Below are 23520 nucleotides of genomic sequence, written 5' to 3' on the forward strand. Positions count from 1 at the left end.
CGAGCGTCTCATCCCTGGTGCTTGAGGGGCGCGCCCCGGGACCGCATGAACGGCACCGGGTCGATCGCGCTCCGGCTGCTCCGGTCGCCGTCGGTGTGCACCTCGAAGTGCAGGTGCGGACCCGAGGAGTTGCCGCTGCTGCCCACCTCGCCGATCACCTCACCGGCCTGCACCGTCTGGCCGACCCGCACCCGGGGCTTGGACACCATGTGGCAGTACCGAGTGACCACGCCGCCGGCGTGCAGGACGTCGACGAACCAGCCGCAGCCGCCCTTGCCCGGCCAGCCGTCCACGTCGCAGCTGAGCCGGCCGCCGTTGTCCGGGTCGCAGCGCGACACCAGCACCCGGCCACTGGCCGCGACGTGGATCGGGGTGCCCTTGCGGGCGGCGATGTCGACCCCGTTGTGGCCGGGCCGGCTGGCGGTGCGGAAGCCGGAGCCGACCCCACCCGGGATCGGGGCCGTCCACCCGGAGGCGGCGATCTCCGCACCGGAGGCCGCGTCGCACACCTGCTGGCCGCCGATCTCCGCCGTCCGGGCCGCCCCGCCGGCCAGCGAGTCGACGATCCGGGCGGCCAGCGCCTCGTGCTTGGCGTACGCGTCGGGGAACGCGCTGATCTGCACCTTCTGCGCCGCCCTGGTCAGCGGCATCCGCTGCCAACCGGGCACCTTGACCAACTTCTCGTAGAACTTGCGGGCGGCGTATTCGGGGGTCATCCGCTGCGCGACGGTGCCCCAGTTCGCCCGTTGCTGGAACAGACCGACCGAGTCGTGGTCGGCGCCGACCCCCTCGTTGGGCAGGTCCCGCGACTGCGCGACCGTGCGGTTGGCCAGGTTCCGCAGGCCGGACTCCTGCATCGCGGTCGCCACCGCGATCACCCAGCCGCGCGGCGGCACCTTCATCTCCTGCCCGACCTTGATGATCCGCGCCGCGTTGCGGAGTTGGCTCTCGCCGTACTCCGACATGCGAGGCATCTTGCCGGTCGCGTTGACCTGGAAGTCGTCGGTGCACTCCTGGCCGGCGAGGGTCATCCGTTCGCCGGCGTCTCCGCCCAGTTCGGTGAGGAAGAAGGCGGCGGTTCCGCCGGTGCAGCAGAGCAGCGCCAAGACCCCGGTGAGGAAGGCGGCCAGGGTGCCGATCCGGAGCCGTCGCCGGGGCGGTCGGGTCTCGTCGCTCATGCCTGCTCCCAGTCCACCGCGTCGACCAGCCACTCCCCGTCGGGGGCCACCAGTTCCAGCCGGAGCCGTCCGGTGTCCAGCGGCACCAGGGCCTCGACGAAGGTCGCGGTGCGCGGCCGGAGCGTCACCGCACCGGTCACCTGCTCGGCCGGCACACTCGCCGGCTCGGCACCGGCGAGCTTCTCGGTCAGCGCCGGGGTGGAGAGCGGCCGCAGGCCCTCGTGCCACTGGTCGGCGGTCACACCCGGCCGGCCCAGCCAGGCGGTCACGAAGCGGTCGGCCGTCTGCTCCGGCGTGCGGGCGCCCGGGCGGGTCACCGGGGAGGCCGGCGGACCGGTGGCGATCGCCCCGTCGTCACCCTCGTGCGGCTCGACGGTGGTGATCGGCTGGTTCGGCCGGTTGCTCAGGCCGGTCGTCGGGTCGCCGGCGCCGGCGACCAGCCGGGCCGCGCCGATGATGCCGAACACCACCACGGCGATCACGAGCGCGATCCCCAGCCGGGACCGCAGCGCCCGGGTGACCAGGAACTCCAGCGCCCGCCGCACCGCACTCACCGTGCCTCGGAGCGGATCCGCGGCGCGGGCCGATCGGGTGTGCGGTCGGTCGTCCCCGGACGGTAGATGACGTAGGACGGGCTCTCCTCCGGCACGTCCGGTTCGGTCCAGGTCGCCGCCGCCCGGCGTCGGGGGCGGGGCGCCACCGGCCGGCCGCCGCCCCGCTCCTCCGGGGCGGCCGCCCCGCCGGCCGGGTCCCGGCCGTCCGGACGTTGCCGGTCACCACCGGCACCGCCACCGCCGCCACCGCCACCGGCGGCGTGCGCCGGATCCTCGTGCCGTGCCTCGGGCCGCAGGCGGGTCGACTCGGCCAGGACGGGGCGGCGCCGGCCCATGGTCGGCTCGGCGGTGCCACCGGGCTCCGACACGTCCAGCCGGGCGGCGGTCCGCATGTCGCGGAAGAAGCGCCGGTGCCAGGAGCCGGCCGAGCTGACCGCCTCGCTGCTGTCCTTGCCACCGAGCTGGGTGATCCGGCGGTACGGGCGGAGCAGCAGCCAGCCGACCACACCGCAGAGCCAGACCAGCACCACCTGGAGCCAACCGGGCAGGGTGGTGGTGCTCATGATCAGGTCGACAGCGAAGAGGTAGATGGCCGCGCCGGTGCCGAAGATGGCGATGTTGAAGACCGCGGCCACCACCGCGTTGGCCAGCCGGCGCAGCCCCGCGCTGGCTGGCCGCAGCAGGCCGACAGTGCCGAGGATCGGCGCCGCGATCACCGCCCACCGGAAGATCAGGAAGCCGAGCAGCACCAGCAGCGACGCGGTCAGGTCGAACATCGCGAACAGCAGCGAGGCGAGGACGGCGATGAAGCCGGCGCCGACCCGGTCCATGTCCCGCACACCCTGGAGGTACTCGTACGCCTCCGGATCCTCCTTCTCAATCTGTGCGGCGACGGTCATCCACTGCTGTTGCTTCGCTTTGATGACCACGTCCCGAGTGGCGGGGTTTGACCGGATCGACTCCGCTTCATCCCAGGACAGCGACTTCGCGTCGTAGAGCGCTTGACCGTACTTCTTGGCGGTCTCACTGTCAGCCGAGCCGAGGACGCCACGCAGCCAGTTGCGGTAGAGCATCGCCTCGGTCGCGGTGTCGCTGGCCCGCACGGCCGGTGGTCGCTTGTCGACACAGGCATCCGGGTTGGGCAGGGCGCACCGGTCGGGCGGAATGTCCTTGGAAGCCGGACCCACCGCGTCGTGGACCACGCCGAGGGTCGTGATCAGGGTGCCGTCGGCGACGCTCGCAGACTTGACCGGCCAGGCGGCCAGGGCGGTGACCGCCACCATCACCAGCAAGGCCCAGCCCGCCGTGGTCATCGCGTTGCTCATGTCCGACTGGCGGGAGCGCCAGAGCAGGTAGAGCCCGACCACACAGAGGGTGACGATGCCGAAGACGCTGAACACCTTCTGGTAGACGGCCTTCGTGGCCTTCTCCACCAGCGGGTCCGCCCAGCCCCACATGGAACGTGGGTCCCAGGCTCGCTCACGCAAAGCGTTGGAAGCCCCGACGACCGCCGTGGCGATCATGAACTCACCGTTGGCGAGGGTGTTGGTGAACTTGTACTCCGGGTGCAGAGCCGTGGCGGCGCAGCCGCCATCGACGCGGTACGTCGTGTAGCTGTATCCGGCGTAGCCGTATTCGCTGTAGAGGCCCTTCGGGCCGGACTGCTTCGCCGATTCGGGCCGGGATGCGAACCAGCCGGCAAGGCCGGAGTCCGGCCCGGTGGGGGTCGGTGGGTTCCGGCACTCCAGTTCCGACTCGGCCACCTGCTGGAGCTTGGCGACGCAGGCGCGGAAGTCGGTCTGCCATTCCGGTGTGGTGCACAGGTCGGCCGCCGCCTGGGTGGTGACGGCCGGAGCCGCCGATGCCGGTGTCGCCCCGACCGCCGGCCAGCCGATGGTGGCCCCGGCGAGGATGCCGAGTGCGAGGAGAAGCGCCCGGGCCCTCGCCATGTCACGCCTCCAGGTCCGGCACGGTCGGCAGTACGCCGGTCGCGGCGGCGATCGCGGCGGGGGTGGTGTCGAGGTGGTCCAGCAGTCCCTCGACGTACGAGACGTCGACCCGGACCTTCTGCACCCGCCCGTCGACGTCGCGCATCACGAACTCGCGGAAGCCGAGCCGGCTGGCCGAGGTGGCGTCCGCGGTGGAGAGCGAGGCGAGGGTGGCCTCGTAGCCGTCGTTGACCGGTACCCGGAGCAGGCGCAGTGCCTCGGAGGCGATCTCGGTGTCCTCGGCGATCCGCCCGACGAACACGGTGGAGACGAGGTTCTGCACGTCGAGGCCGAGGATGTCGCGCGGGTTCTGCGAGGCGACCAGGGCGGCGAGGTTCCACTTGCGGGAGTCCCGGGCGAGCCGCACCAGGAACGAGCGCCCGGAGCGCCAGCCCTCCATGAAGTGCGCCTCGTCCAGGCCGACCAGTTTGCGCGACGACATCGACCCGCCGTAGCAGCGGCGGACGGCCAGCCGGTGCGCGGTGTGCAGCATCGGCAGGGCGAGCGCCTCCTCGGCCGACCAGTACTCCCGCTCGATCTTGAGGTCGGGCAGCCGGAGGCCGGCCATGGTGATCACGGTGAGCGCCGCGTCCGCGCCGAGCAGCCCCTCCGGCGGCTTGCCGAAGAAGAGCATGGCCAGCGGCATCTCGGCGGTGTCCAGCAGCAGGTTGGCCAGTTCCTTGCCGGCGTCGTCGTCCAACTGGCTGAGCGTGGTGACCACGTCGTCCAGGGTGGAGGTCTCCTCGGCCGGCACCTGGCGTACGGCGTGCCGGAACAGGGTGGCGGTCGACGCCTCCCGGGCCACCTGCGGCGGCACCAGCATCATGCAGATGTCCTGCACCAGCATCCGCCGCTCGGCGCGGGCGTTGGAGACGGCGATCTCGAACTCCCGGTCGCCGGCCGCGCCGGGGCCGAACTCGCTGCGCAGCGGGGTCGGGATGAGCGAGTACGGCGCCAGGGTGCCGTGCTCCGAGCCGGTCAGGTTGAGCACCCGCGAGTACGGGCGCAGCTCCGGCATCGCGCAGAGCCGGGCCAGCGGGCCGGACGGGTCGAGCAGGGTCACCTGCACGCCGCGCCGGGCGGCGAGGTAGCCCAGCGCGCCGAGCAGGGTGGACTTGCCACCGCCCGGCTCGGCCACGAAGACGGCGAGCCCGGAGCGCTCGCGGACCTCCATCGGGTAGTGCAGGTCGAGGAAGACCGGGCGGCGGCAGGTGCCGGCGGTCCGGCCGATCAGGTCGCCGCGCCGGTCGCCGACGGTCGACGCGGCCTGGGGCAGCGCGGCGGCGAGCAGGTTGACCGGCATCCGCCGTACGTAGCCGGTGTTGGCGATCGGCTCGCCGGGGATGAACTCGCGGGCCAGCCAGTCCTGGTTCTTCGGGTGCTGGAGCGAGATGCGCAGCTCGCGCGAGTAGAGCTGGACCAGCCGCCGGGCCCGCTCCAGGCACTCCTCGCGGGTGCGGCCGCCGACCGCGATGCGGTGCCAGCCGTGTGCGCGGGCGGAGTCGACCGGCAGCCCGGTGGTCATCTCGTCGCCGATCACCAGCGCCCGCTTGGCCAGCCGCTCCAGCTCGGGCGGGGCGTCGATGCCGTGCTCGGCGTAGTCGAGCTGCTGGGAGCGGATCATCCGCAGCCGGTGTTCGAGGTTACGGAAGGAGTCGCCGGGACCGAGGATGTCGACCCGGGTGGAGAGCTCCATCGGCCAGGGCAGCCGCTCGTGGAAGTGCAGCCAGGGCTCGTGCCGCTCGGGGATCTCCAGCGGTTCCATCCGGCCCACCGCCAGCACGGCGACGTGCCGCTCCTCGCCGGTGACCCGGTTGACCAGCTTGACCGTCGAGCCGTACGGCGTGCGGTAGCGCTCCACCTGCTCGGTGAGGGCGAGCAGGTCGCCGCGTTCCCACCGGCCGTCGGTGACCGGGGAGAGCGCGCCGGGTGGCGCCATGCAGAGCGCCACCGAGCGGTAGAGCAGCCACTCCAACTCCTGCGGGGTGACCCGCCGCCCGCGCATGCCGAACGCGCCCAGCACCTCGTCGAACTGCTCGACCGTCCGGCCCAGCCGGCGGCGTTCGCCCTCGGCCACCCCCCGGCCGAAGGTGCGCAGCAGCCGTTCGGTGAGCGAGTCGCCGAGCGACCGCCGGGCGAAGGTGACCCCCAGGTAGGTCTGGCCCTCGGCGTGGTTGACCGAGAGCAGGTGCCGCTGCGCGGCCACCAGGTGGTCGCCCCACCCCGGCGTGCCCGGTACGTCGGGCAGCGGCGCCGGGGTGTTCGCGTCGATGGTGCGGGCCCACTCGTCGGCCGGGAAGGGACGGGTGGTGCGGCGCAGGTGCAGCCGGAAGCCGGCGAGGCCCGCGTACTGCTCGGAGATCGCCGAGAGCAGCGCCTCCCGCTCGGCGTCCGGCCGGAACGCCCAGCGCACCTCGGGCAGCCAGTACCAGGCGGTGACGGTGTTCGGGGTGAAGGTGAGGTGGCCGGCGATCTCGGTGATGGCCAGCTCCACGGCCGGGTCCCGGTCGCCGAACTTGATCTTCGGCGGCTTGACCCGGACCGGCTTTGCCGGCTGCTTGCGCCGCTCGGGGGAGCGCTGCCGGGGCGCAGCGACCTCCCGGCCGGCGGGCCGCTCGGGCAGCTGCGCCGCCGGCCGGCGGGCCGGGCGGTCGGGCGGGTCGGGACGCTCGCCCGCACCGGCCCGCGCGCCGACCGGATCAGCCGGCGCCGGCTCCGCCGGCGGGCGCACCACGGGCAGCCGGTCGCCGGGCTGCTGCGGCACCCGGGGGCGGGCCGGCCGGGCCGGTGGCTGGTGCGTCGCCGGGGCCTCCTCGACCGGCAGGGGTGGCGCCGCGGCGACCCGGGGCGGGGCGGGCAGCGGCGCGGCGGCCGGCTGCTGCGGGATCGCCGGCTGTTCGCGCTCGGGGTCGCGGCGGGGCGGAGCCGGACGGGCCGCTCCCGGGTGCGCGCCGCCGAACAGGTCCAGGAAGGGGGAGTCGATGTCGGCGTTGTCGCTGGTGGACGGTGTCGGGGCGGGCTCGGCGGCGGCCCGGCGCTGCACCGGTCGGGGCGCCTGGAAGACGCCGACCCCGCCGTGCCCCGGGGCGGGCACCAGCGCGGGATCCAGGGTGGCCTCGTCCAACTCGGAGGCGTCGGTGTAGTCGAACGATCGCGCACGGTTACCGTGCGGGGCGGCCGGACGCCCGGCCGGGGAACCCGGCGTGGAAGAGCGGCTCATGCGATCGCCTCACCCGCGTCGTACGACTGCCCGGTCATGCCAGTTCCTCCCGGATCCTGATCCGGCTGCCGACCAGGCGGGGATCGCGCTGCTCGGTGGCCGGCTCCCGGGTGCGCCGCCAGTCGGTCAGCGCGGTGCGGATCACCATCCGCGCCGGCCGGTCCGGGTCGACGTACCGGAAGACGAACGAGGTGGTCACGATGGCGAGCGCGATCTCCCAGGCCGGGAAGAGCTCCACCTTCAGCGTGAACAGCCAGTGGATGAACATGTAGAGGGGGACGAGCAGCATGAACAGCCCGTACTGGGCGTACGGGAGGTGGACCGGAAGGGTGTAGCCGGGCGGCCCGAGGTAGACCAGGCGAGCCCGGTAGATGTCGTCGTCGGTGCGCAGCCGCATGTCGAGCCCGCGCCTATTCGAAGATCAGGTCGATCAGGTAGTCGCCGATGAAGAACAGTGTGGCCGCCCCGGCGATGAACGCCAGACCGACGATGGCGATGGCGGAACTGGTCAGCACCTTGGAGATCTCGCCGCGGCTGGCCCGGCCGATGAAGATGACGCCCAGGACGGCGAGCAGGATCGGCGCGATCTTGCTGGCGAAGAAGGTGACGACACCCTCGGTGTCGATGCCCTTCGGCGCCGGCTCGGCGAGTGGAGTCGACGCCAGGGTGGAGAGCAGGTGGGCGGCGGTAGAGGACGCCGTCTCCATCAGCTCGATGGCGATCACTGGAACCTCCCCAAATCGCGGCCGGCGGCGCCGCGGCGGTGCAGTAGACGTGCCTGGGCGGGAACGGTGCTCACTGTGCGCAGCGTGCGGGACCCTGCGTTCGTTACCCACCACGGAGAGTGGTGAGCTTTGGCCGGATTCTTCCCGCTTCGGCCCTCCCTCCAGGCTTCGCCATCTCGATGCTGGGCAATTCCAAAGCGTACGGGCCGCCCCCCTTTGCGACAAGCCGCGAAGAGGCTGCCCGATCCGACCCGGACGACCGATCGTACACCTGTTCCAATGCCCATGTCAGGGGTGTCGTACGGACGGCCAACCCGGGCCCGCCGGGGCCCGCCGGCGACCGGTACCGTCAAGCCGTGACCGATCTGGTACGGGCCCCGGCCCCGGTGGTGATGGGCGTCCTCAACGTCACGCCCGACTCCTTCTCCGACGGCGGACGGTACGCGGACCTGGACGCCGCCGTCGGACACGGCGTGCGGCTGCACGCCGACGGCGCCCACCTGGTCGACGTCGGTGGCGAGTCGACCCGTCCGGGCGCCGACCGGGTGGACGCGGAGACCGAGGCGGCCCGGGTGCTCCCGGTGATCCGGGAACTGGCCGCGGCGGGCGTGCCGACCAGCATCGACACCAGCCGGGCCCGGGTGGCCGAGGCGGCGCTCGCGGCCGGCGCGGCGGTGGTCAACGACGTCTCCGGCGGTCTCGCCGACCCGGACATGGCCCGGGTGGTCCGGGATGCCGGCTGTCCCTGGGTGCTGATGCACTGGCGCGGCCACTCCCGCGGGATGACCGAGCTGGCCAGCTACACCGACGTGGTCGCGGACGTCCGCGCCGAGCTGGGGCGGCGGGTCGACGAGGCGCTGCGTGCCGGCGTCGCCGCCGACCGGATCGTGATCGACCCGGGGCTGGGCTTCGCCAAGACCGCCAGCCACAACTGGGAACTCAGCGCCCGCCTGCCCGAGCTGCTCGAACTGGGCTTCCCGCTGCTGTTCGGGGCGAGTCGCAAGTCGTACCTCGGCCGGCTGCTGGCCGGCCCGGACGGCACCCCGCGGCCGACCGACGGCCGGGAGGCGGCCACCGTCGCCACCAGCGTGCTCGCGGTGGCGGCCGGCGCCTGGGGGGTACGGGTGCACGACGTCCGGGGCACGGTGGACGCGCTGGCGGTCTGGCAGGCCACCGGCCGGCCCCGGCTCGCCGCCGGGCGGGTGCCGAGCGGAGGAGGGGACCGGTGACCGACCGGATCGAGCTGACCGGCCTGCGGGCCCACGGCCGGCACGGGGTGTACGACTTCGAGCGCGAGCAGGGCCAGGACTTCGTCGTCGACGCCGTGCTGGAGCTGGACCTGGCCCCCGCCGCCCGCTCCGACGAGGTGACCGACACCGTCCACTACGGCGAGCTGGCCGAGCGGCTGGTCGCGGTGGTGACCGGAGAGCCGGTCAACCTGATCGAGACGCTGGCCGACCGGCTGCTGGCGGTCTGCCTGGCCGACCCCCGGGTGGTCACCGCGACGGTCACCGTGCACAAGCCCGAGGCGCCGGTGCCGCACGCGTTCACCGACGTGGCGGTCACCATGACCCGGAGCCGGGCCCGGTGACCCGGGCCGTGCTCTCGCTGGGCAGCAACCTCGGCGACCGGCTCGACCACCTGCGGTCGGCCGTCCGCGCGCTCGGCGACAGCGTGCTGGTGGTGTCCGGGGTGTACGAGACGCCGCCGTGGGGCGACGCCGACCAGCCCGCGTACCTCAACGCGGTGCTGCTGGCCGCCGACCCGGCGGCGAGCCCGCGGGACTGGCTGGAGCGGGCCCGCGCCGCCGAGCGGGCCGCCGGGCGCACCCGCGACCCGGCCCGCCGGTTCGGCCCGCGCACCCTCGACGTCGACGTCATCGCCGTCTGGACCGACGACGACGAGCCGGTGCTCAGCGACGATCCCGAGCTGACCCTGCCGCACCCCCGGGCGCACCTGCGGGCGTTCGTGCTGCGCCCGTGGATCGACATCCAGCCGTACGGCCGGCTGCCCGGCCACGGCTGGCTGACCGACCTGCTCACCACCGGGCCGGCCGCCGCCGACGCCCTGGATCTGCGTCCCCGGCCGGAACTGGCGATAGAGTCGACGGCATGAGCGAGCGCCAGCGAGCGAATCATCGGCTCGGCGCGGTGGTGCCTCATGGCGGCACGCAGCGAAGCGGAGTGCCGGCATGAGCGAGCGCCAGCGAGCGAATCATCAGCTCGGCGCGGTGGTGCCTCATGGCGGCACGCAGCGAAGCGGAGTGCCGGCATGAGCCGGGCGCAGTCCCGACCACCCGGCGGGCCCGGTCCCGGCCGGTCGCGGATGGGTCCGACCCGGATCTCCACCCTGGTGGTGGCCGCCCTCGCCGCCGCCGCCGCGGCCTGGCTGCTGATCAGCGGCCTCTACTACAGCGGCCTGCCCCGGCTGCCCTGGCTGCCGGTGGTCACCCTGGCCGGGCTCGCCGTGCTCGAGGCGTACGCGGCGATCAACACCCGGGGCCGGATCGAGCGCCGCCCGGGCCGCGATCCGGTCAACCCGCTGATGGTCGCCCGGTTCGTGGTGCTGGCCAAGGCGTCCTCGCTGGCCGGCGCCATCTTCGCCGGCGGCTACGCCGGGTTGACCGGCTGGCTCTTCGTGGAGACCACCCGGGCCGCCACCGAGGACCGACCGGCCGCCGGCGCCGGGCTGCTCGCCTCGCTCGCCCTGGTCGCCGCCGCGCTCTGGCTGGAACGCTCCTGCCGGGTTCCCGAGCAGCAGGACGACGAGGACCGCGAGCCCGGCGACCGGGACACCCGCCCCGGCCCGCGCTGATCGAGGGGTTACGCGGGACTCCCTGCGCAGGTACCGTGCCTGGCGACCGGAGAGCAACGGCCGCCCCGGTCCGCCCCCGCGTCGGACCTGGACGACCGGCCAGGTGGGAGGCGTTGATGGGGTACGACGAACCGGGGCGCGACGGGCCGGTCGAACCCTCGTCCGGGGTACCGGCATCCGTCCTGGAGAACGTCTTCGACGACCCCGCCCACGGCGAGCCCGGCCGCGACCGGATCGCCGTGCACCTGGCCTGGGAGGCGCTGCTGCTGGTCGCCGTGGGCGTGCTGGGTTACCTGCTCTGGCGGGAGAGCCCCGAAGCGCTGCGCGGCGGCGGACTGCGGTCCCTGCTGGTCGCCGTGGTCACCCTCGGCCTGCTGGCGCTGGCCGCCGGGCTGAGCCTGCGTACCGCCGTGGCCAACCTGGCCATCGGCCCGGTGGCGGTGGCCGCCGCGCTGCACGTGGCCGAGCAGGGCGACCGGGGCGTGGTGAACGCCGTCGCCCCGGCCCTCGCGGTGGCCGCGGCCGGCGGGCTGGCGCTGGCGCTGGTCGTGGTGGTGCTGCACGTGCCGGCCTGGGCGGCCAGCCTCGCCGGCGCCGCCGGGGTGGTCGTGTACATCGAACAACGCTCCGCCCCCGTGCTGGTGCAGGGCGACTACGACCCGAGCGGCGTGGCCGCCCAGCTCTTCGCCGGGTTCGTCGCGGTCGCCGTGCTCGGCGGCCTGCTCGGGGCGGTGCGACCGGTCCGCCGCCTGCTCGGCCGGTTCCGTCCGGTAGCGGACCCGGCCCGGCGCCGGGGCGCGGTGGCCGCGTTCGTCGCCGCCGCGGCGCTGGTCGGCTCCACCGTGCTGGCCACGCTGGCCGGGGTGCTGGTGGCCGCCGGGGACACCGGTCCGGTGGCGCCCACCCCCGGGCTGGACTGGACGGTGCTCGCGGTGGGCGCCGCGCTGCTCGCCGGCACCAGCGGGTACGGCCGCCGGGGCGGGATCCTCGGCACCCTGCTGGCGGTCTGCCTGGTGGCGCTCGTCCTGGCCTACGCGCAGGCCCGCGGCTGGACGGTGAGCCGGTGGGCGGTCGGCGGCGCGGCGCTCGGCGTCGGGCTGGTGGTCACCCGGCTGGTCGAGGCGTACGGGCGGCCCGGGGCGGGCCCGGCGGTGGAGTCGTCGCCGAGCGGGGACGGCCGGATCAGCACCGGCTGGACGGTGACCCGGTCGGACCCCGCCGACACCTGGCCGCCCACGCTGCCCACGCAGACCACCGAGAGCCCGGCCGACCCGTGGAGCTCCCCGCAGTGGGACACCGGCCCCCGCCGGTGGGACGACGGCGACCGGTGAGGACCGGCCGGTGGGCCTGCGCCGTCCACCGGGCCCCGGCTGATCTCTGCGGTTAGGCTCGGCGGCATGACCGACACACCATCGACCCCCGGGGCCGGCCCGTCGTTCGCCGCGCTCGACGCCCTGTCCACTGAGGAGTTGCGGGAGCGCGCGTTCGAGGTCGCCCGGGAACGCCGGGACGTGGGGTTCTTCTGGTCGGTGCTGCGACACCTGCCCAACGCGGACGAGGCCGCCGCGCTGGACGGGGCGCCGAACTCGATCGGGCCGATCATCGACGAGGCCAACGCGCTGTGGCGCGAGCTGACCGGCCACGGCTACGAGGAGGCGGAGCCGCTGCTGCGGGCCGCGTTCATCGACTACCTGATGAAGCACCCGCAGTGACACCGGCACCGGCCGGGCGGGCCCGCCCCGAGCGGCCCACCGGGAGCTGACCCACCGATGGCCCTCACCAACCGGCCGCGGCGCATCGGCCAGTACGGCACCGCGGCGGGCACCGGCGGGCTGGCCGCGTTCGTGCTGGTCGCGCTCTGCGGCAGTCCGGCGTACGTGGGCTGGGCGCAGGACCACACCGACCCGAACTCGGCGGGCGGCTGGTTCCTGCGGCTGCTGAGCTGGCCGGCCTGGCGGTTCTCCGGCGAGGACGGCGGACTGCTCGCCGGCAACCTGCGCGCGGTGCTGCTGGTGGTGCTCGCCGCCACCTTCCTCTACCTGCTGCCCGCCGCCCAGGTGGCCCGGGTGCAGGGCTCGGTCAGCCAGTTCTTCTCCGGCTGGGCCGCGTACGTCCTGGCCGGCGGCCTGGCGTCACTGCTCGCCGCGTTCCTCGGGCCGGACCCGACGCTGCTCGCCGCGCTCCAGGCCGCCGGCACCGGCGCCTCGTACGGCTTCCTCGCCGGCTGGGTCGTGGGCACGGCCAGCCTGGGCGGACGGGCCTGAACCGGGCCGGCGCCCGGGCGGCCCGGCGGCGGCTCAGCGAGCCGGCAGGCCGGCGTCGAGCAGGTCGGCCCGGGTGAGCACGCCGACCGGCCGCCCGTCGTCGGTGACCAGCACCCGGTCGGCGGCGGCGGTGAGCATCACCGCGAGCGCGTCGTACGCAGGGCCGCCGAGCGGGACCGCCGGCAGGTCGGCGGGCGCGTCGGCCAGCGGCGCCAGCATCTCCCGGGTGACCGGCGTGACCACCAGCCGGCGGATCCCCCGGTCGGCGCCGACGAACTCCCGGACGAACGGCGTGGCGGGCGCGCCGAGCAGGGCCGCCGGGGTGTCGTACTGCTCCAGGTGACCGCCCTGGGAGAGCACGGCGATCCGGTCGCCGAGCCGGACCGCCTCGTCCAGGTCGTGGGTGACCAGCACGATCGTCTTGCGCACCTCGGCCTGCAACCGCAGGAACTCCTCCTGCAACCGGCTCCGCACGATCGGGTCGACGGCCGAGAACGGCTCGTCCATCAGCAGCACCACCGGGTCGGCGGCCAGCGCCCGGGCCACCCCGACCCGCTGCCGCTGCCCGCCGGAGAGCTCGTGCGGATAGCGCCGGCCGAACTGCCCCGGATCGAGCCCGACCAGCTCCAGCAGCTCGTCGACCCGGCGGCGGCTGCGCTCCCGGGGCCAGCCCAGCAGCCGGGGCACGGTGGCGACGTTGGCGCTGACCGTCTGGTGTGGAAAAAGGCCGACGTTCTGGATGACGTAGCCGATCCGCCGGCGCAGCCGGACCGCGTCGGCGCGGGTCACGTCCTCGTCGCCGAGCAGGATCCGGCCGCCGGTCGGCTCGACCAGTCGGTTGATCATGCGCAGCACGGTGGACTTGCCGCACCCGGACGGGCCGATCAGCACCACCAGTTCGCCGGCCTTGATCTCCAGGCTGAGTTCCCGGACCGCCTCGGTGCCGTCCGGGTAGCGCTTGCGGATGCCCTCCAGGGTGATCGACGCCGCGCGCGGCTCGCCGGTGCTCTCCGGGGTAACGTCCACGTATGTCCTTCCGCCTGAGCTACCGGGCCGACCCGGGTAACCCGTGGTTCTCCTGGCAGTACGTGCGGGACAACTCTGACACGATCCTCGCCGCGGTGCGGGAGCACGCCTCGCTGACCGTCCGCGCGGTGCTGATCGCCGCCCTGGTGGCGTTGCCGCTGGCGGTGGCCGCGTACTGGTTCCGCCGGCTCGCCGGCCCGATTCTCGCACTCACCGGCGTGCTCTACACCATCCCGTCGCTGGCGCTCTTCGCCTTCCTCGCGCCGTACCTGGGCATCGGCGCGATCACCGTGCTCAGCGTGGTGGTGCTGTACGCGCTGCTGGTGATCGTGCGCAACGCGATCGCCGGGCTCAACCAGGTGCCGCCCGAGGTCCGGGAGGCCGCCGAGGGGATGGGCTACGGCCGGTGGGGCCGGCTGTTCCGGATCGAGCTGCCGCTGGCCCTGCCCGGCATCCTCACCGGGCTGCGGCTGGCCACGGTCTCCACGGTGGCCCTGGTCACCGTCGGCGTGGTGATCGGCCGCGGCGGCCTCGGGCAGCTCATCTTCGCCGGCTTCCAGAACAACTTCTACAAGGCGCAGATCATGACCGGGACGCTGCTCTGCGTCCTGCTCGCGCTGGTGCTGGACCTGCTGATCGCCGGGGTGGGGCGGCTGGTCGCCCCCTGGCTGCGGCGCGGGCGGGCCGCGTGACCGCGCGGTCCGGCCCGGCCGGCGGACGGGGGCGGCGGTGAACCCCGTCGAGGCGGCCCTGGTCTGGCTCAACGACCCGCTGAACTGGACGAACCCCGGCGGCATCCTGGACCGGCTCGGCGAGCACCTGTCGATGTCCGCCGCCGCCGTGGCGCTGGGCTGCCTGGTCGCCTGGCCGATCGGGCTCTGGCTGGGGCACACCGGCCGGGGCGGCGGCCTCGTCGTGCTGGTGGCCAACATCACGCTGGCCGTGCCGACGCTCGCCCTGCTGACCATCCTGCCGCTGACCTTCCTCGGTTTCGGCCGCCCGGCAGTGGTGGTGGCGCTGGCCGTCTTCGCGGTGCCGCCGCTGCTGGCCAACGCGTACACCGGGGTGCGGCAGGCCGACCCGGAGGCCCGGGACGCGGCGCGCGGGATGGGTTTCTCCGGCTGGCAGTTGCTGCGCCGGGTCGAGCTGCCGCTGGCCGTGCCCTACCTCGCGGCCGGCTTCCGGACCGCCTCGGTGCAGGTGGTGGCCACCGCGGCGCTGGCCTCCTTCGTCAACGGGGGCGGGCTGGGCCAGATCATCCGGGCCGGGTTCGGGCTGGACATCGCCGCCGGCGGCGGGCAGATCCTGGCCGGGGGCGTCCTGGTGGCCGGGCTGGCGGTGCTGGTGGAGCTGGTGCTGGCCCTGGTCGAACGGCTGGTGACCCCGCGGCCGCTGCGCCCGGTCCGGCGCCGGGCGGCCCGGCGGGCGGCCGACGCGGTGGCCGGCGGCTGACCGCACGGGCCCCGTCCCGGGTCGCGCGGCGCCGGGTGGACCGGGCGGTGACGATCCGGTGACAAAGGTCGCTCGAAGTTGTCGGACCCCCGCGGAAGATGTTGGGTGGAAACGCGGGCGATCAACGAAGCAGTCGCCCGTCGGACACGCGGCCGGCCCGTCCAGGGTCGCGCCGGGACACGGAAGGCGGGCATCATGCGCGCACGTACACGCCTGGCGGTGGGGGCAGTCGGTGCCCTCACGGCGGCCGGGCTGCTGACCGGATGCGGCGACGCGGGCTCCTCCGGCACCGACGCGCCCCAGCAGGGCGCCACCGGGGCCGGCTGCGCCCCCGTCGCCGGCGACCAGCTCGTCGTCCTCGACGACGACAAGAAGCTCCAGAACACCGACAACGTCATCCCGGCGGTCAACGCCGACGTGGCCACGCCGCAGCTGGTGGCGGCGCTCGACAAGGTCTCCACCGCGCTCGACACGCCGAAGCTGATCCAGCTCAACAAGGCCGTCGACGTCGACCGCAAGACGCCCGAGGTGGCGGCCAAGGAGTTCGCCACCGCGAACGACCTCACCGCCGGCATCGCCAAGGGCCCGGGCGGGCAGATCGTGGTGGGCGCCGGCAACTTCAGCGAGAGCCAGACCCTGGCCGAGCTTTACAAGATCACGCTGACCGCCGCCGGCTACCAGGTCCGGGTGCAGCAGATCGGCAGCCGCGAGCTCTACGAGCCGGCCCTGGAGAAGGGCGAGATCCAGGTCGTCCCGGAGTACGCGGCGACCATGGCCGAGTTCCTCAACACCAAGGCCAACGGGCAGAACGCCCAGCCGGTCTCCTCGCCCGAGCTGGAGAAGACCGTCACCGCGCTGAAGGCCGCCGGTGACAAGGTGGGCATCGCCTTCGGCGCGCCGTCGGCCGCGCAGGACCAGAACGCCTTCGCGGTCACCAAGGCGTTCGCCGACAAGTACGGCGTGAGCACCCTGTCCGACCTGGCCGCGAAGTGCTCCGGTCAGGCCACCGTGCTGGCCGGCCCGCCGGAGTGCCCGCAGCGGCCGAAGTGCCAGGCCGGGCTGGTCGAGGTCTACGACTTCAAGGCCGGCTCGTTCAGCTCGCTCGACGCGGGTGGCCCGCAGACCAAGAACGCGCTGAAGACGGGCGCCGCCAGCGTCGGGCTGGTCTTCTCCTCCGACGGGGCACTGGCCACTGGCTGAGCCGCCGACCCGGAGCGCGGCGGCAGCCTCGCCGCGCTCCGGGCGCTGGGCGCCCCACCGGCACCACCCGGACCGACAAGCCGCGACGCCACCGGCGCACCGCGCCCGGCGGCCGATCGCCGCTCCGTGTCAACCACGGGTCGAACTCCCGGTAAAGCCCGCTCGCGGATGCCGCGGGCCGTTCACAGGCACGGCAACTCTCGGTAGGCTGCACACCCATGCCAGCCCCGGTCGCCCCCGCCGACAAGCGCAATCCGCCGCTGCTCACCGCCCTGTTCTGGATCGGCGTGGCGCTGGCACCGGTGGCGGCGTTGATCCTGCTGGTCGCCGACGGCAACGGGCCGCTGCGGTTCGCCGCCGTGCTGGCCATCCTGGCCGTGGTGCTGATCGGCCTGTCGATCGCGCTGCGCGCCGACGGTGGCGGCCACGGCGGCACCGAGGAACTGCTGGACGAGATCGAGCAGCTGCGCCGCGAGCTGCGCGGCGAGATCGTGGCCGCGGCCCAGCGCGGCAACCAGGCGCTCGACCAGGCGCAGCGGGCTCAGGAGGCGGTCGCCGGGTTGCGCCGGCGACTAGACGCCAGCAGCGCCGCGCTGGCCGGTGACGATCCGACCGGGGCGGGTCGCGCCCGGGTGCCCGCCGCGGAGCCGGCGGACGAGCCGGCCGCCGGCCGGGGCCGTGTCCCGGACGAGGCCGCCGCCGGCCGGGGTCGCGTCCCGGAGGAGCCGGCGCCCCGCTGGGGCCAGCCGGAACGCGACGACGAGGAGGCCCGCCGGCCGCAGCCGGCCTCCCGGTACGGCTCCCCGGGCGGGGTCTACGGCGGCGGTGAGCGGCCGAGCGCCGGCGTGTACGGCGCGTCCCGACCGGCGGAACCGGACCCCCGCGCCGAGGCCGGGGCCCGCCCGCTCGGGGTGGTCCGGCACACCGAGACCGTGCACGTCACCACCCGGCACACCATCGTGGACGGCGCCGCCGGGGTCCCCGGCGACTCCGGCACCCGCTACGGCGGCGGGTACGCCGGCCGGTGGGCCCCGGGTGGCGAGGAGCGGTCCTGGGGCGGCGCCGAACCGGACAGCCGCTCCTGGTCCGGCTACGGCGACCGCGACGACGACCGCGGCTGGTCGGCCCAACGGGACGAGCGGGACCGGTCCGGCCAGCGGGAGGACCGGGGCTGGTCCGACCGGCGCGACGAGCCGGGCTGGTCCGACCAGCGGGACGACCGCGGCTGGGCCGGCGGGCACGCGCGGGGTGGCTCGGCTGCGGATGGCGGTGCGGAACCGGGCTGGCGGGAGCCGGCCGGGCGTGGCCGGTCACCGCAGCCGGTCGAGGACGTGGAGGGTGGCGAGTACTGGTCGCAGCTGCGCGCCGGTGACCGCTGGGCCGCGGTGCGCGACGACGAGCACGGCCGTGAGGTGCGGGTCGGGGAGCGGCGCGCGGAGGTGCTCGCCGACGCGGGCGGCACCGAGTACCGGGTGGCGGATCGCTGGGCGAGCGCCCGGCGGGGTCACGACCGGGACGACGCGGAGGGGTGGCGCGAGGGCTGGTCCGAGCCCGAGGACCGGCCGGCGTTGCCGGTCGGCGGGGTGCCGGTGCCGGACGAGTGGCGCCCGCCGCGGCAACGCGGCCCCCAAGCCGAGCCGTCGCGCGGCTACCAGTCCGAGCCGTCGCGCGGCTACCAGTCCGAGCCGTCGCGCGGCTACCAGTCCGAGCCGTCGCGCGGCTACCAGTCCGAGCCGTCGCGCGGCTACCAGCCCGAACCGCAGCGCGGCTACCAGCCCGAGCCCGAGCCGGAGCGGTGGCGCCCGCGCGCCGAGGAGCAGCGCTACGGCTACCCGCCGCAGGACGACGCGCCCCGCGCCGGTGGCGCCCGCTCCGCCGACCGCTGGCGCTGACCCGCCACACCGGCCGCTGGCGCTGACCCCCCACAACGACCGCTCACACCGGCCGCGAGCGCAGGCCGCTGGCGGTGACCGCCGCGGCCGGTCGGCCGGTCACTTGTCGATGTCGCCCACCACGAAGAACATCGAGCCGAGGATGGCGATCAGGTCGGGCACCAGGCAGCCCGGCAGCAGGGTGGCCAGTGCCTGCACGTTCGCGTACGAGGCGGTGCGCAGCTTGAGTCGCCACGGCGTCTTCTCGCCCCGGGAGACCAGGTAGTAGCCGTTGATCCCGAGCGGGTTCTCGGTCCAGGCGTAGGTGTGCCCCTCGGGCGCCTTGAGCACCTTGGGCAGCCGGGTGTTCACCGGCCCGGTCAGCCGGTCCACCCGGTCCAGGCACTGTTCGGCCAGGTCGAGCGAGACGTAGACCTGGTCGAGCAGCACCTCGAAGCGGGCGTGGCAGTCCCCGGCGGTCTTGGTCACCACCGGCACGTCGAGCTGGTCGTAGGCCAGGTAGGGCTCGTCGCGACGCAGGTCCAGGTCGAGCCCGGAGGCGCGGGCGACCGGGCCGGACGCGCCGAACGCGGCGGCGTCCGCGGCCGACAGCACGCCGACGCCGACGGTACGGGCCAGGAAGATGTCGTTGCGCCGGATCAGGTTGTCCAGATCGGGCAGCCGCCGGCGTACCTCGCCGATCGCGGCGCGGGCCCGGCCGGTCCAGCCGGACGGCACCTCCTCCTTCAGGCCGCCGACCCGGTTGAACATGTAGTGGATCCGGCCGCCGGAGACCTCTTCCATCACCGCCTGGAGGGTCTCCCGCTCCCGGAAGGCGTAGAACATCGGGGTGATCGCGCCGATCTCCAGTGGGTACGAGCCGAGGAACATCAGGTGGTTGAGCACCCGGTTCAGCTCGGCCAGCGCCATCCGCAGCCAGGTCGCCCGCTCCGGCACCTCCATGCCCATCAGCCGCTCGACCGCGAGCACCACGCCCAGCTCGTTGGCGAACGCCGAGAGCCAGTCGTGCCGGTTGGCCAGCACGATGATCTGCCGGTAGTCGCGTACCTCGAAGAGCTTCTCGGCGCCCCGGTGCATGTAGCCGACGATCGGCTCGGCCGAGACCACCCGTTCGCCGTCGAGCACCAGCCGCAGCCGGAGCACCCCGTGCGTGGAGGGGTGCTGCGGCCCGATGTTGAGCACCATGTCGGTGCCGAGCTGCTCCCCGCCGGTGCCCGCCACCAGGCCGGCCCCGGTGCCGACGGTCAGCTCGCGGAGGTCGCCGGCGTCCGTGGTCATGCCCGTCATCGTGCCATGAACGGCGCCGGGTCGATGCCGACCGGTTGCCGCAGCCACCAGTGCCCGCCGAGCCCGGCCGGGTCGGTCAACTCGGCCACCGCCGACGCGGCGGCCAGCGCCCGCACGTATCCGGCCGGGTCGCTGGCGGCCAGGCTCAGCGGCGGTCGGCCGCCGTCGGCCCCGAGCGCCCGCAACCCCTCCCGCTGCGACCCCAGGGCGTACGCACACCCGGCGACCCGCTCACCGGCGGAGGCGACCGAGTCCATGGCGACGTGTGCGGTCACGTCACACGACCCGTCCGGCACCGGCGGCACCTGCCGCCCACCCCGGTACCCGGTCACCGTCCCGTCCACCGGCCTGCTCTCCCGCAGGTGCCCGTAGTCCACCGCCAACGCCAGCCCCCGGTCGACTCTTCCGACCGCCTCGGCCCAGGCCGCGTCCCTGCTCCGGCCGACCTCGGCCCGCGTGCCGATCTCGTGGTCACCGTGGGGGATTTCCGGGCAGCCCGGTCCGCTCCGGGCGGTCCGGCTTGATCCCTCCGCCGGCCGGGCTACCCGGAAACCCGACCCGGCCGAGCTGCGAGAGTCCGTCACGCTCGTCGGGAGAGCCGAGTCGCGGCCGGCGGGGGAGTCCGGCTCCGGGTCGGGGACCGGCCACCAGGTCGCGAGCCACTCGGCGTCCTCCGGGCCGACCGGACCACCCACGCTCTCCGCGCCGGTCAGCGGATCGACCAGCAGATAGCGCCAACCGTCGCCGGTGTGCACCGCCACGTCCAGCGGCACGTTGTCGAGCCACTCGGTGGCCACTAGCAGCCCGACGATCCCGGTGGGAATCTCATCGGACCAGGCGATCTCGACCGGCAGGTCGTCGGGTCGGGGGGCGAGCTCGACAGCGGTGAGCCGCAACCGCCGAGCGAGCGGCTCCCGGCCGGCGATCCCGCCGGACGGCGATCCGAGCGATGCATCGGCGGAGGCAGCGGAAGACCCCGCATCGACGGCAGTGCCGGACTCGGAGAACCGTGCCGAACCCGCGGGTGCCGGCGGAGGAGAGCATGTCGGACCGACGGCGGGCGCAGGTTCAGCGGAGCGTGCCGGGCGGACGGCGGCCGGAGGAGTCGGGGTTTCCGGGGAGCCCGCCCGCGGAGGGATCAAGCCTGACCGCCCGGAGCGGGTGGGCTCCCCGGAAACCCCCACCACGCCCCACCCGCCACCGGAGGCGGCGGACCCGGCGGCGGCCAGCGTGGCGAGGGCCCGCAGCAGCTCACCGCGCCCCGCGCCGACGTCGACCACGTCCAGCCGGTCCGGGTGACCGAGGGCGGCGTCGACCTGGGCGACCAGGCGCAGCAGCGCGGCGGCGAACGCGGGCGAGGCGTGCACGCTGGTGCGGAAGTGGCCGGCCGGGCCGGGGCCGGAGACGAAGAAGCCGCCCGGCCCGTACAGCGCCCGGCTCATCGCGGCCCGCCACGGTATCGACATCAGTTCATCCCACGTTCAGCGTGCGTCACCGTGCCGACCCTACGGTCACCGGCATGAGACGACTCCTCATCCCCGCCCTGGCGGTCGTACCGCTGCTGCTGGCCGGCGCCCCCGCGGCCGCCGCGCCGGAAGCGCCGCGCCCGGTGCGGGCGGCGACCGAGACCCCCTCGCTCTACGACGACGAGGCCGGCGGGGACGCCGACGCCGACGACCCGGCGATCTGGGTCCACCCGACCGACCGGGCCGGGAGTCTGGTCATCGCCACCGCCAAGAACGGCGGCCTGCGGGTGTACGACCTGCGGGCCCGGGAGCGACAGGTGATCGCCACCCCGCCGCCACCCGGCCCGGGCGACGAGGCCGGCCGGTTCAACAACGTCGACCTGGTCACCGGGTTCCGGCTCGGCGGGCGGCGGGTCGACCTGGCGGTGGTCACCGACCGGGGCCGGGACCACCTGCGGTTCTACCGGATCGACCCGGCCACCCGCCGGCTGACCGACGTCACCGCGCCGGACGTGCCGTACGCGTTCAGCCGCGACCAGGCCGAGGTCAACGCGCAGCGGACCGCGTACGGGCTGGGCACCTTCACCGACCGCGACGGTGCCGCGTACGCCGTGGTGAGCCGCCGCAGCACCCCGGAGGTGGGGGTGTTCCGGTTGGTCGAGCGGGCCGGCCGGGTCTCCTACCGGCCGGTGGACCGGCTCACCCTGCCCGCGACGTTCACCCTGCCGGACGGCAGCCGCTGGTCGCCGTGTACCGACCCGGGCGACGGGCCGCAGGTGGAGGGGACCGTGGTGGACCCGGACACCGGCGTGGTGCACCTGGCTCAGGAGAAGGTCGGGCTCTGGCGTACCCGGCTGGTGGGTGGCCGGTTCGCCGGCGCGCCGGTCCCGGTCGAGCGGGTCCGCGAGTACGGCGTGCCGGCGGCGTACGACGCCGAGGAGGAGGACTGCGTGACCGACTACCCGGCCGATCCCGGGTTCGGTGGCCGGATCGCCCAGGACGTGGAGGGGCTCACCATCTACCGGACCGGCCGGTCGACCGGCACCCTGGTGGTGTCCAGCCAGGGCGACGACACCTTCTACACGTACGACCGGCGCACCGGCCGGCCGACCGGGCGGTTCGCCGTCGTCGACGGCCGGGTCGACGGCTCGCAGGAATGCGACGGCGCGGCCGTGGTGGCCACCCCGCTGCCCGGCTTCCCCGGTGGCCTGCTGGTGGTGCACGACGGCCGGAACACCCCGGCGACCCCGGGTGAGGACGGCGAGGCCCGGACCGACACGAACTTCAAGTTCCTGGACGCCGGTTTCCTGCGCCCGACCCGCTGAATCCCGGCGCACACCGGGCCGCTCCGCGCCACCGGAGCGGCCCGGTCGCCCGCTTGGTGAAGGTTTTCACACATCCTGTTTCGGCATCGTTGCCCCGGCGCATACTTGCGGCGACCGGTACCCCTTCTCGAGGACTGGATCGTTGCCATGAGCGCACCGCTGCGCCCGCGTCCGGGCGCCCCGCGCAGGGCCGCCGCACAGTCGGCCGGCGCCCCGGCCGCCACCCCCCGCTTCCTCACCGTCGGCGTCATCGGCGCCGGTCGGGTCGGCGCCGTGCTCGGCGCGGCGCTGGCCGCCGCCGGTCACCGGGTGGTCGCCGCGGCCGGTGTCTCCGGCGCCAGCCGCGCCCGGCTGGCCCTGCTGCTCCCCGGCGTGCCCCGCCGCTCCGCCACCTCGGTGGCCCGGGCGGCCACCGACCTGCTGCTGCTCGCCGTCCCGGACGACGCGCTGGCCGGGGTGGTCGCCGGCCTGGCCGAGAGCGGCGCGCTCCGCCCCGGCCAGGTGGTCGCGCACACCTCCGGCGCGCACGGGCTGGCCGTGCTGGCCCCGGCCGCGGCCGTCGGTGCCCGGCCGCTGGCCCTGCACCCCGCGATGACCTTCACCGGTACGCCGGACGACCTCGGCCGGCTGGCCGGCATCTCGTACGGGGTGACCGCGCCGGCCGAACTGCGCCCGCTGGCCGCCCGGCTGGTCGCCGACCTCGGCGGGGTGCCCGAGTGGGTGGGCGAGGCGGACCGGCCGCTCTACCACGCGGCGCTGGCGCACGGCGCCAACCACCTGGTGACCCTGGTCAACGAGGCGGCCGACCGGCTGCGCGACGCCGGGGTGGCCCAGCCGGAGAAGGTGCTCGCCCCGCTGCTGCGGGCCGCCCTGGAGAACGCGCTGCGGCTCGGCGACGACGCGCTGACCGGCCCGGTGTCCCGGGGCGACGCCGGCACCGTGGAGCGGCACCTGGCCCGGCTGGCGGCCACCGCGCCGGAGTCGGTCGCACCGTACCTGGCGCTGGCCCGGCGCACCGCGGACCGGGCCATCGCGGCCGGCCGGTTGCGCCCGGTCGACGCGGAGTCGCTGCTCGGCGTGCTGGCCGGCACGGCGCGGGAGGTGGCCGCGTGAGCGAGCAGGTGACGAC

22 protein-coding genes are annotated in these 23520 nt (G+C 75.0%); 13 read left to right on the plus strand and 9 right to left on the minus strand.

Going from position 1 to position 23520, the window contains the following annotated elements:
- Positions 1-8: 8 nt before the first annotated feature.
- Genes SM577_RS03640 through SM577_RS03665 form a run of 6 tightly spaced genes read right to left on the minus strand, consistent with a single transcriptional unit; the run spans position 9 to position 7665 of the window.
- Positions 9-1178: a M23 family metallopeptidase gene (locus SM577_RS03640; protein ID WP_302920625.1), complete on the minus strand. Its 1170-nt coding sequence runs from the start codon at positions 1176-1178 to the stop codon at positions 9-11.
- Positions 1175-1732 (minus strand): hypothetical protein, encoded by a 558-nt coding sequence (locus tag SM577_RS03645; protein WP_302920626.1) that lies wholly within the window; start codon positions 1730-1732, stop codon positions 1175-1177. Before SM577_RS03645 ends, SM577_RS03640 begins: the two co-directional genes overlap by 4 nt.
- Positions 1729-3681, minus strand: a complete 1953-nt coding sequence (locus SM577_RS03650) for an MFS transporter (RefSeq protein ID WP_474586291.1) — start codon at positions 3679-3681, stop codon at positions 1729-1731. Before SM577_RS03650 ends, SM577_RS03645 begins: the two co-directional genes overlap by 4 nt.
- Position 3682: 1 nt before the next feature.
- Entirely contained in the window at positions 3683-6940 is a 3258-nt protein-coding gene (locus SM577_RS03655) for an ATP-binding protein (RefSeq protein ID WP_474586292.1), read from the minus strand.
- 34 nt (positions 6941-6974) lie between these two features.
- The gene (locus SM577_RS03660; RefSeq protein WP_088996417.1) at positions 6975-7337 is read right to left on the minus strand and encodes a hypothetical protein; all 363 of its coding nucleotides are present in this window, start codon (positions 7335-7337) and stop codon (positions 6975-6977) included.
- Positions 7338-7350: 13 nt separating this feature from the next.
- Positions 7351-7665 carry a hypothetical protein gene (locus SM577_RS03665; RefSeq protein ID WP_088996416.1) on the minus strand — a complete coding sequence of 105 codons (315 nt, stop codon included), beginning with the start codon at positions 7663-7665 and terminating at the stop codon, positions 7351-7353.
- Positions 7666-8021: 356 nt separating this feature from the next.
- Between SM577_RS03665 and folP the strand changes: the two genes are divergently transcribed.
- The 7 genes from folP to SM577_RS03700 all read left to right on the plus strand — a co-directional run bounded on the left by folP (position 8022) and on the right by SM577_RS03700 (position 12743).
- Entirely contained in the window at positions 8022-8894 is an 873-nt protein-coding gene (gene folP, locus SM577_RS03670; RefSeq protein ID WP_474586293.1) for a dihydropteroate synthase, read from the plus strand.
- Positions 8891-9256, plus strand: coding sequence for a dihydroneopterin aldolase (gene folB, locus SM577_RS03675; protein ID WP_474580825.1), 366 nt, complete (start codon positions 8891-8893; stop codon positions 9254-9256). The genes folP and folB overlap by 4 nt, the downstream gene beginning before the upstream one ends.
- Complete coding sequence (gene folK, locus SM577_RS03680) at positions 9253-9780, plus strand: 2-amino-4-hydroxy-6-hydroxymethyldihydropteridine diphosphokinase (protein ID WP_474580826.1); 528 nt, start codon at positions 9253-9255, stop codon at positions 9778-9780. Before folB ends, folK begins: the two co-directional genes overlap by 4 nt.
- A 156-nt stretch (positions 9781-9936) precedes the next feature.
- Entirely contained in the window at positions 9937-10479 is a 543-nt protein-coding gene (locus SM577_RS03685; protein ID WP_302920632.1) for a DUF3180 domain-containing protein, read from the plus strand.
- A gap of 116 nt (positions 10480-10595) precedes the next feature.
- Positions 10596-11810, plus strand: a complete 1215-nt coding sequence (locus SM577_RS03690) for an ABC transporter permease (protein ID WP_474586294.1) — start codon at positions 10596-10598, stop codon at positions 11808-11810.
- 66 nt (positions 11811-11876) lie between these two features.
- Positions 11877-12191 carry a hypothetical protein gene (locus SM577_RS03695; protein WP_302920634.1) on the plus strand — a complete coding sequence of 105 codons (315 nt, stop codon included), beginning with the start codon at positions 11877-11879 and terminating at the stop codon, positions 12189-12191.
- Between the two features lie 57 nt (positions 12192-12248).
- Positions 12249-12743, plus strand: coding sequence for a hypothetical protein (locus tag SM577_RS03700; RefSeq protein WP_302920635.1), 495 nt, complete (start codon positions 12249-12251; stop codon positions 12741-12743).
- Between the two features lie 33 nt (positions 12744-12776).
- Here SM577_RS03700 and SM577_RS03705 read toward each other — a convergent pair whose 3' ends face one another.
- Positions 12777-13769, minus strand: a complete 993-nt coding sequence (locus SM577_RS03705) for an ABC transporter ATP-binding protein (protein ID WP_474580829.1) — start codon at positions 13767-13769, stop codon at positions 12777-12779.
- Positions 13770-13771: 2 nt separating this feature from the next.
- Between SM577_RS03705 and SM577_RS03710 the strand changes: the two genes are divergently transcribed.
- The 4 genes from SM577_RS03710 (at position 13772) to SM577_RS03725 (ending at position 18313) form a co-directional block, all read left to right on the plus strand.
- Positions 13772-14461, plus strand: coding sequence for an ABC transporter permease (locus SM577_RS03710; protein WP_302920637.1), 690 nt, complete (start codon positions 13772-13774; stop codon positions 14459-14461).
- A gap of 37 nt (positions 14462-14498) precedes the next feature.
- The gene (locus SM577_RS03715) at positions 14499-15221 is read left to right on the plus strand and encodes an ABC transporter permease (RefSeq protein ID WP_302920638.1); all 723 of its coding nucleotides are present in this window, start codon (positions 14499-14501) and stop codon (positions 15219-15221) included.
- Positions 15222-15416: 195 nt separating this feature from the next.
- Complete coding sequence (locus SM577_RS03720; RefSeq protein WP_302920639.1) at positions 15417-16421, plus strand: glycine betaine ABC transporter substrate-binding protein; 1005 nt, start codon at positions 15417-15419, stop codon at positions 16419-16421.
- A 218-nt stretch (positions 16422-16639) separates the two neighbouring features.
- Positions 16640-18313 carry a hypothetical protein gene (locus SM577_RS03725; RefSeq protein WP_474586295.1) on the plus strand — a complete coding sequence of 558 codons (1674 nt, stop codon included), beginning with the start codon at positions 16640-16642 and terminating at the stop codon, positions 18311-18313.
- Between the two features lie 99 nt (positions 18314-18412).
- On the opposite strand, the gene SM577_RS03730 is transcribed toward SM577_RS03725, so the two are convergent.
- Positions 18413-19600 carry an NADH-quinone oxidoreductase subunit D gene (locus tag SM577_RS03730; protein ID WP_302920641.1) on the minus strand — a complete coding sequence of 396 codons (1188 nt, stop codon included), beginning with the start codon at positions 19598-19600 and terminating at the stop codon, positions 18413-18415.
- On the minus strand, positions 19597-20526 hold the full coding sequence (locus tag SM577_RS03735; protein ID WP_474586446.1) for an SAM-dependent methyltransferase: 930 nt from the start codon (positions 20524-20526) through the stop codon (positions 19597-19599). The genes SM577_RS03730 and SM577_RS03735 overlap by 4 nt, the downstream gene beginning before the upstream one ends.
- A gap of 593 nt (positions 20527-21119) precedes the next feature.
- On the opposite strand from SM577_RS03735, the gene SM577_RS03740 reads away from it, so the two are divergent.
- A complete protein-coding gene (locus tag SM577_RS03740) occupies positions 21120-22391 on the plus strand; it encodes a phytase (protein ID WP_302920642.1) in 1272 nt (423 codons plus the stop codon).
- Positions 22392-22538: 147 nt separating this feature from the next.
- A complete protein-coding gene (locus tag SM577_RS03745; RefSeq protein ID WP_302920643.1) occupies positions 22539-23504 on the plus strand; it encodes a Rossmann-like and DUF2520 domain-containing protein in 966 nt (321 codons plus the stop codon).
- The last annotated feature ends 16 nt before the right edge of the window (positions 23505-23520 follow it).

The organism is Micromonospora desertarenae, from assembly GCF_056150265.1.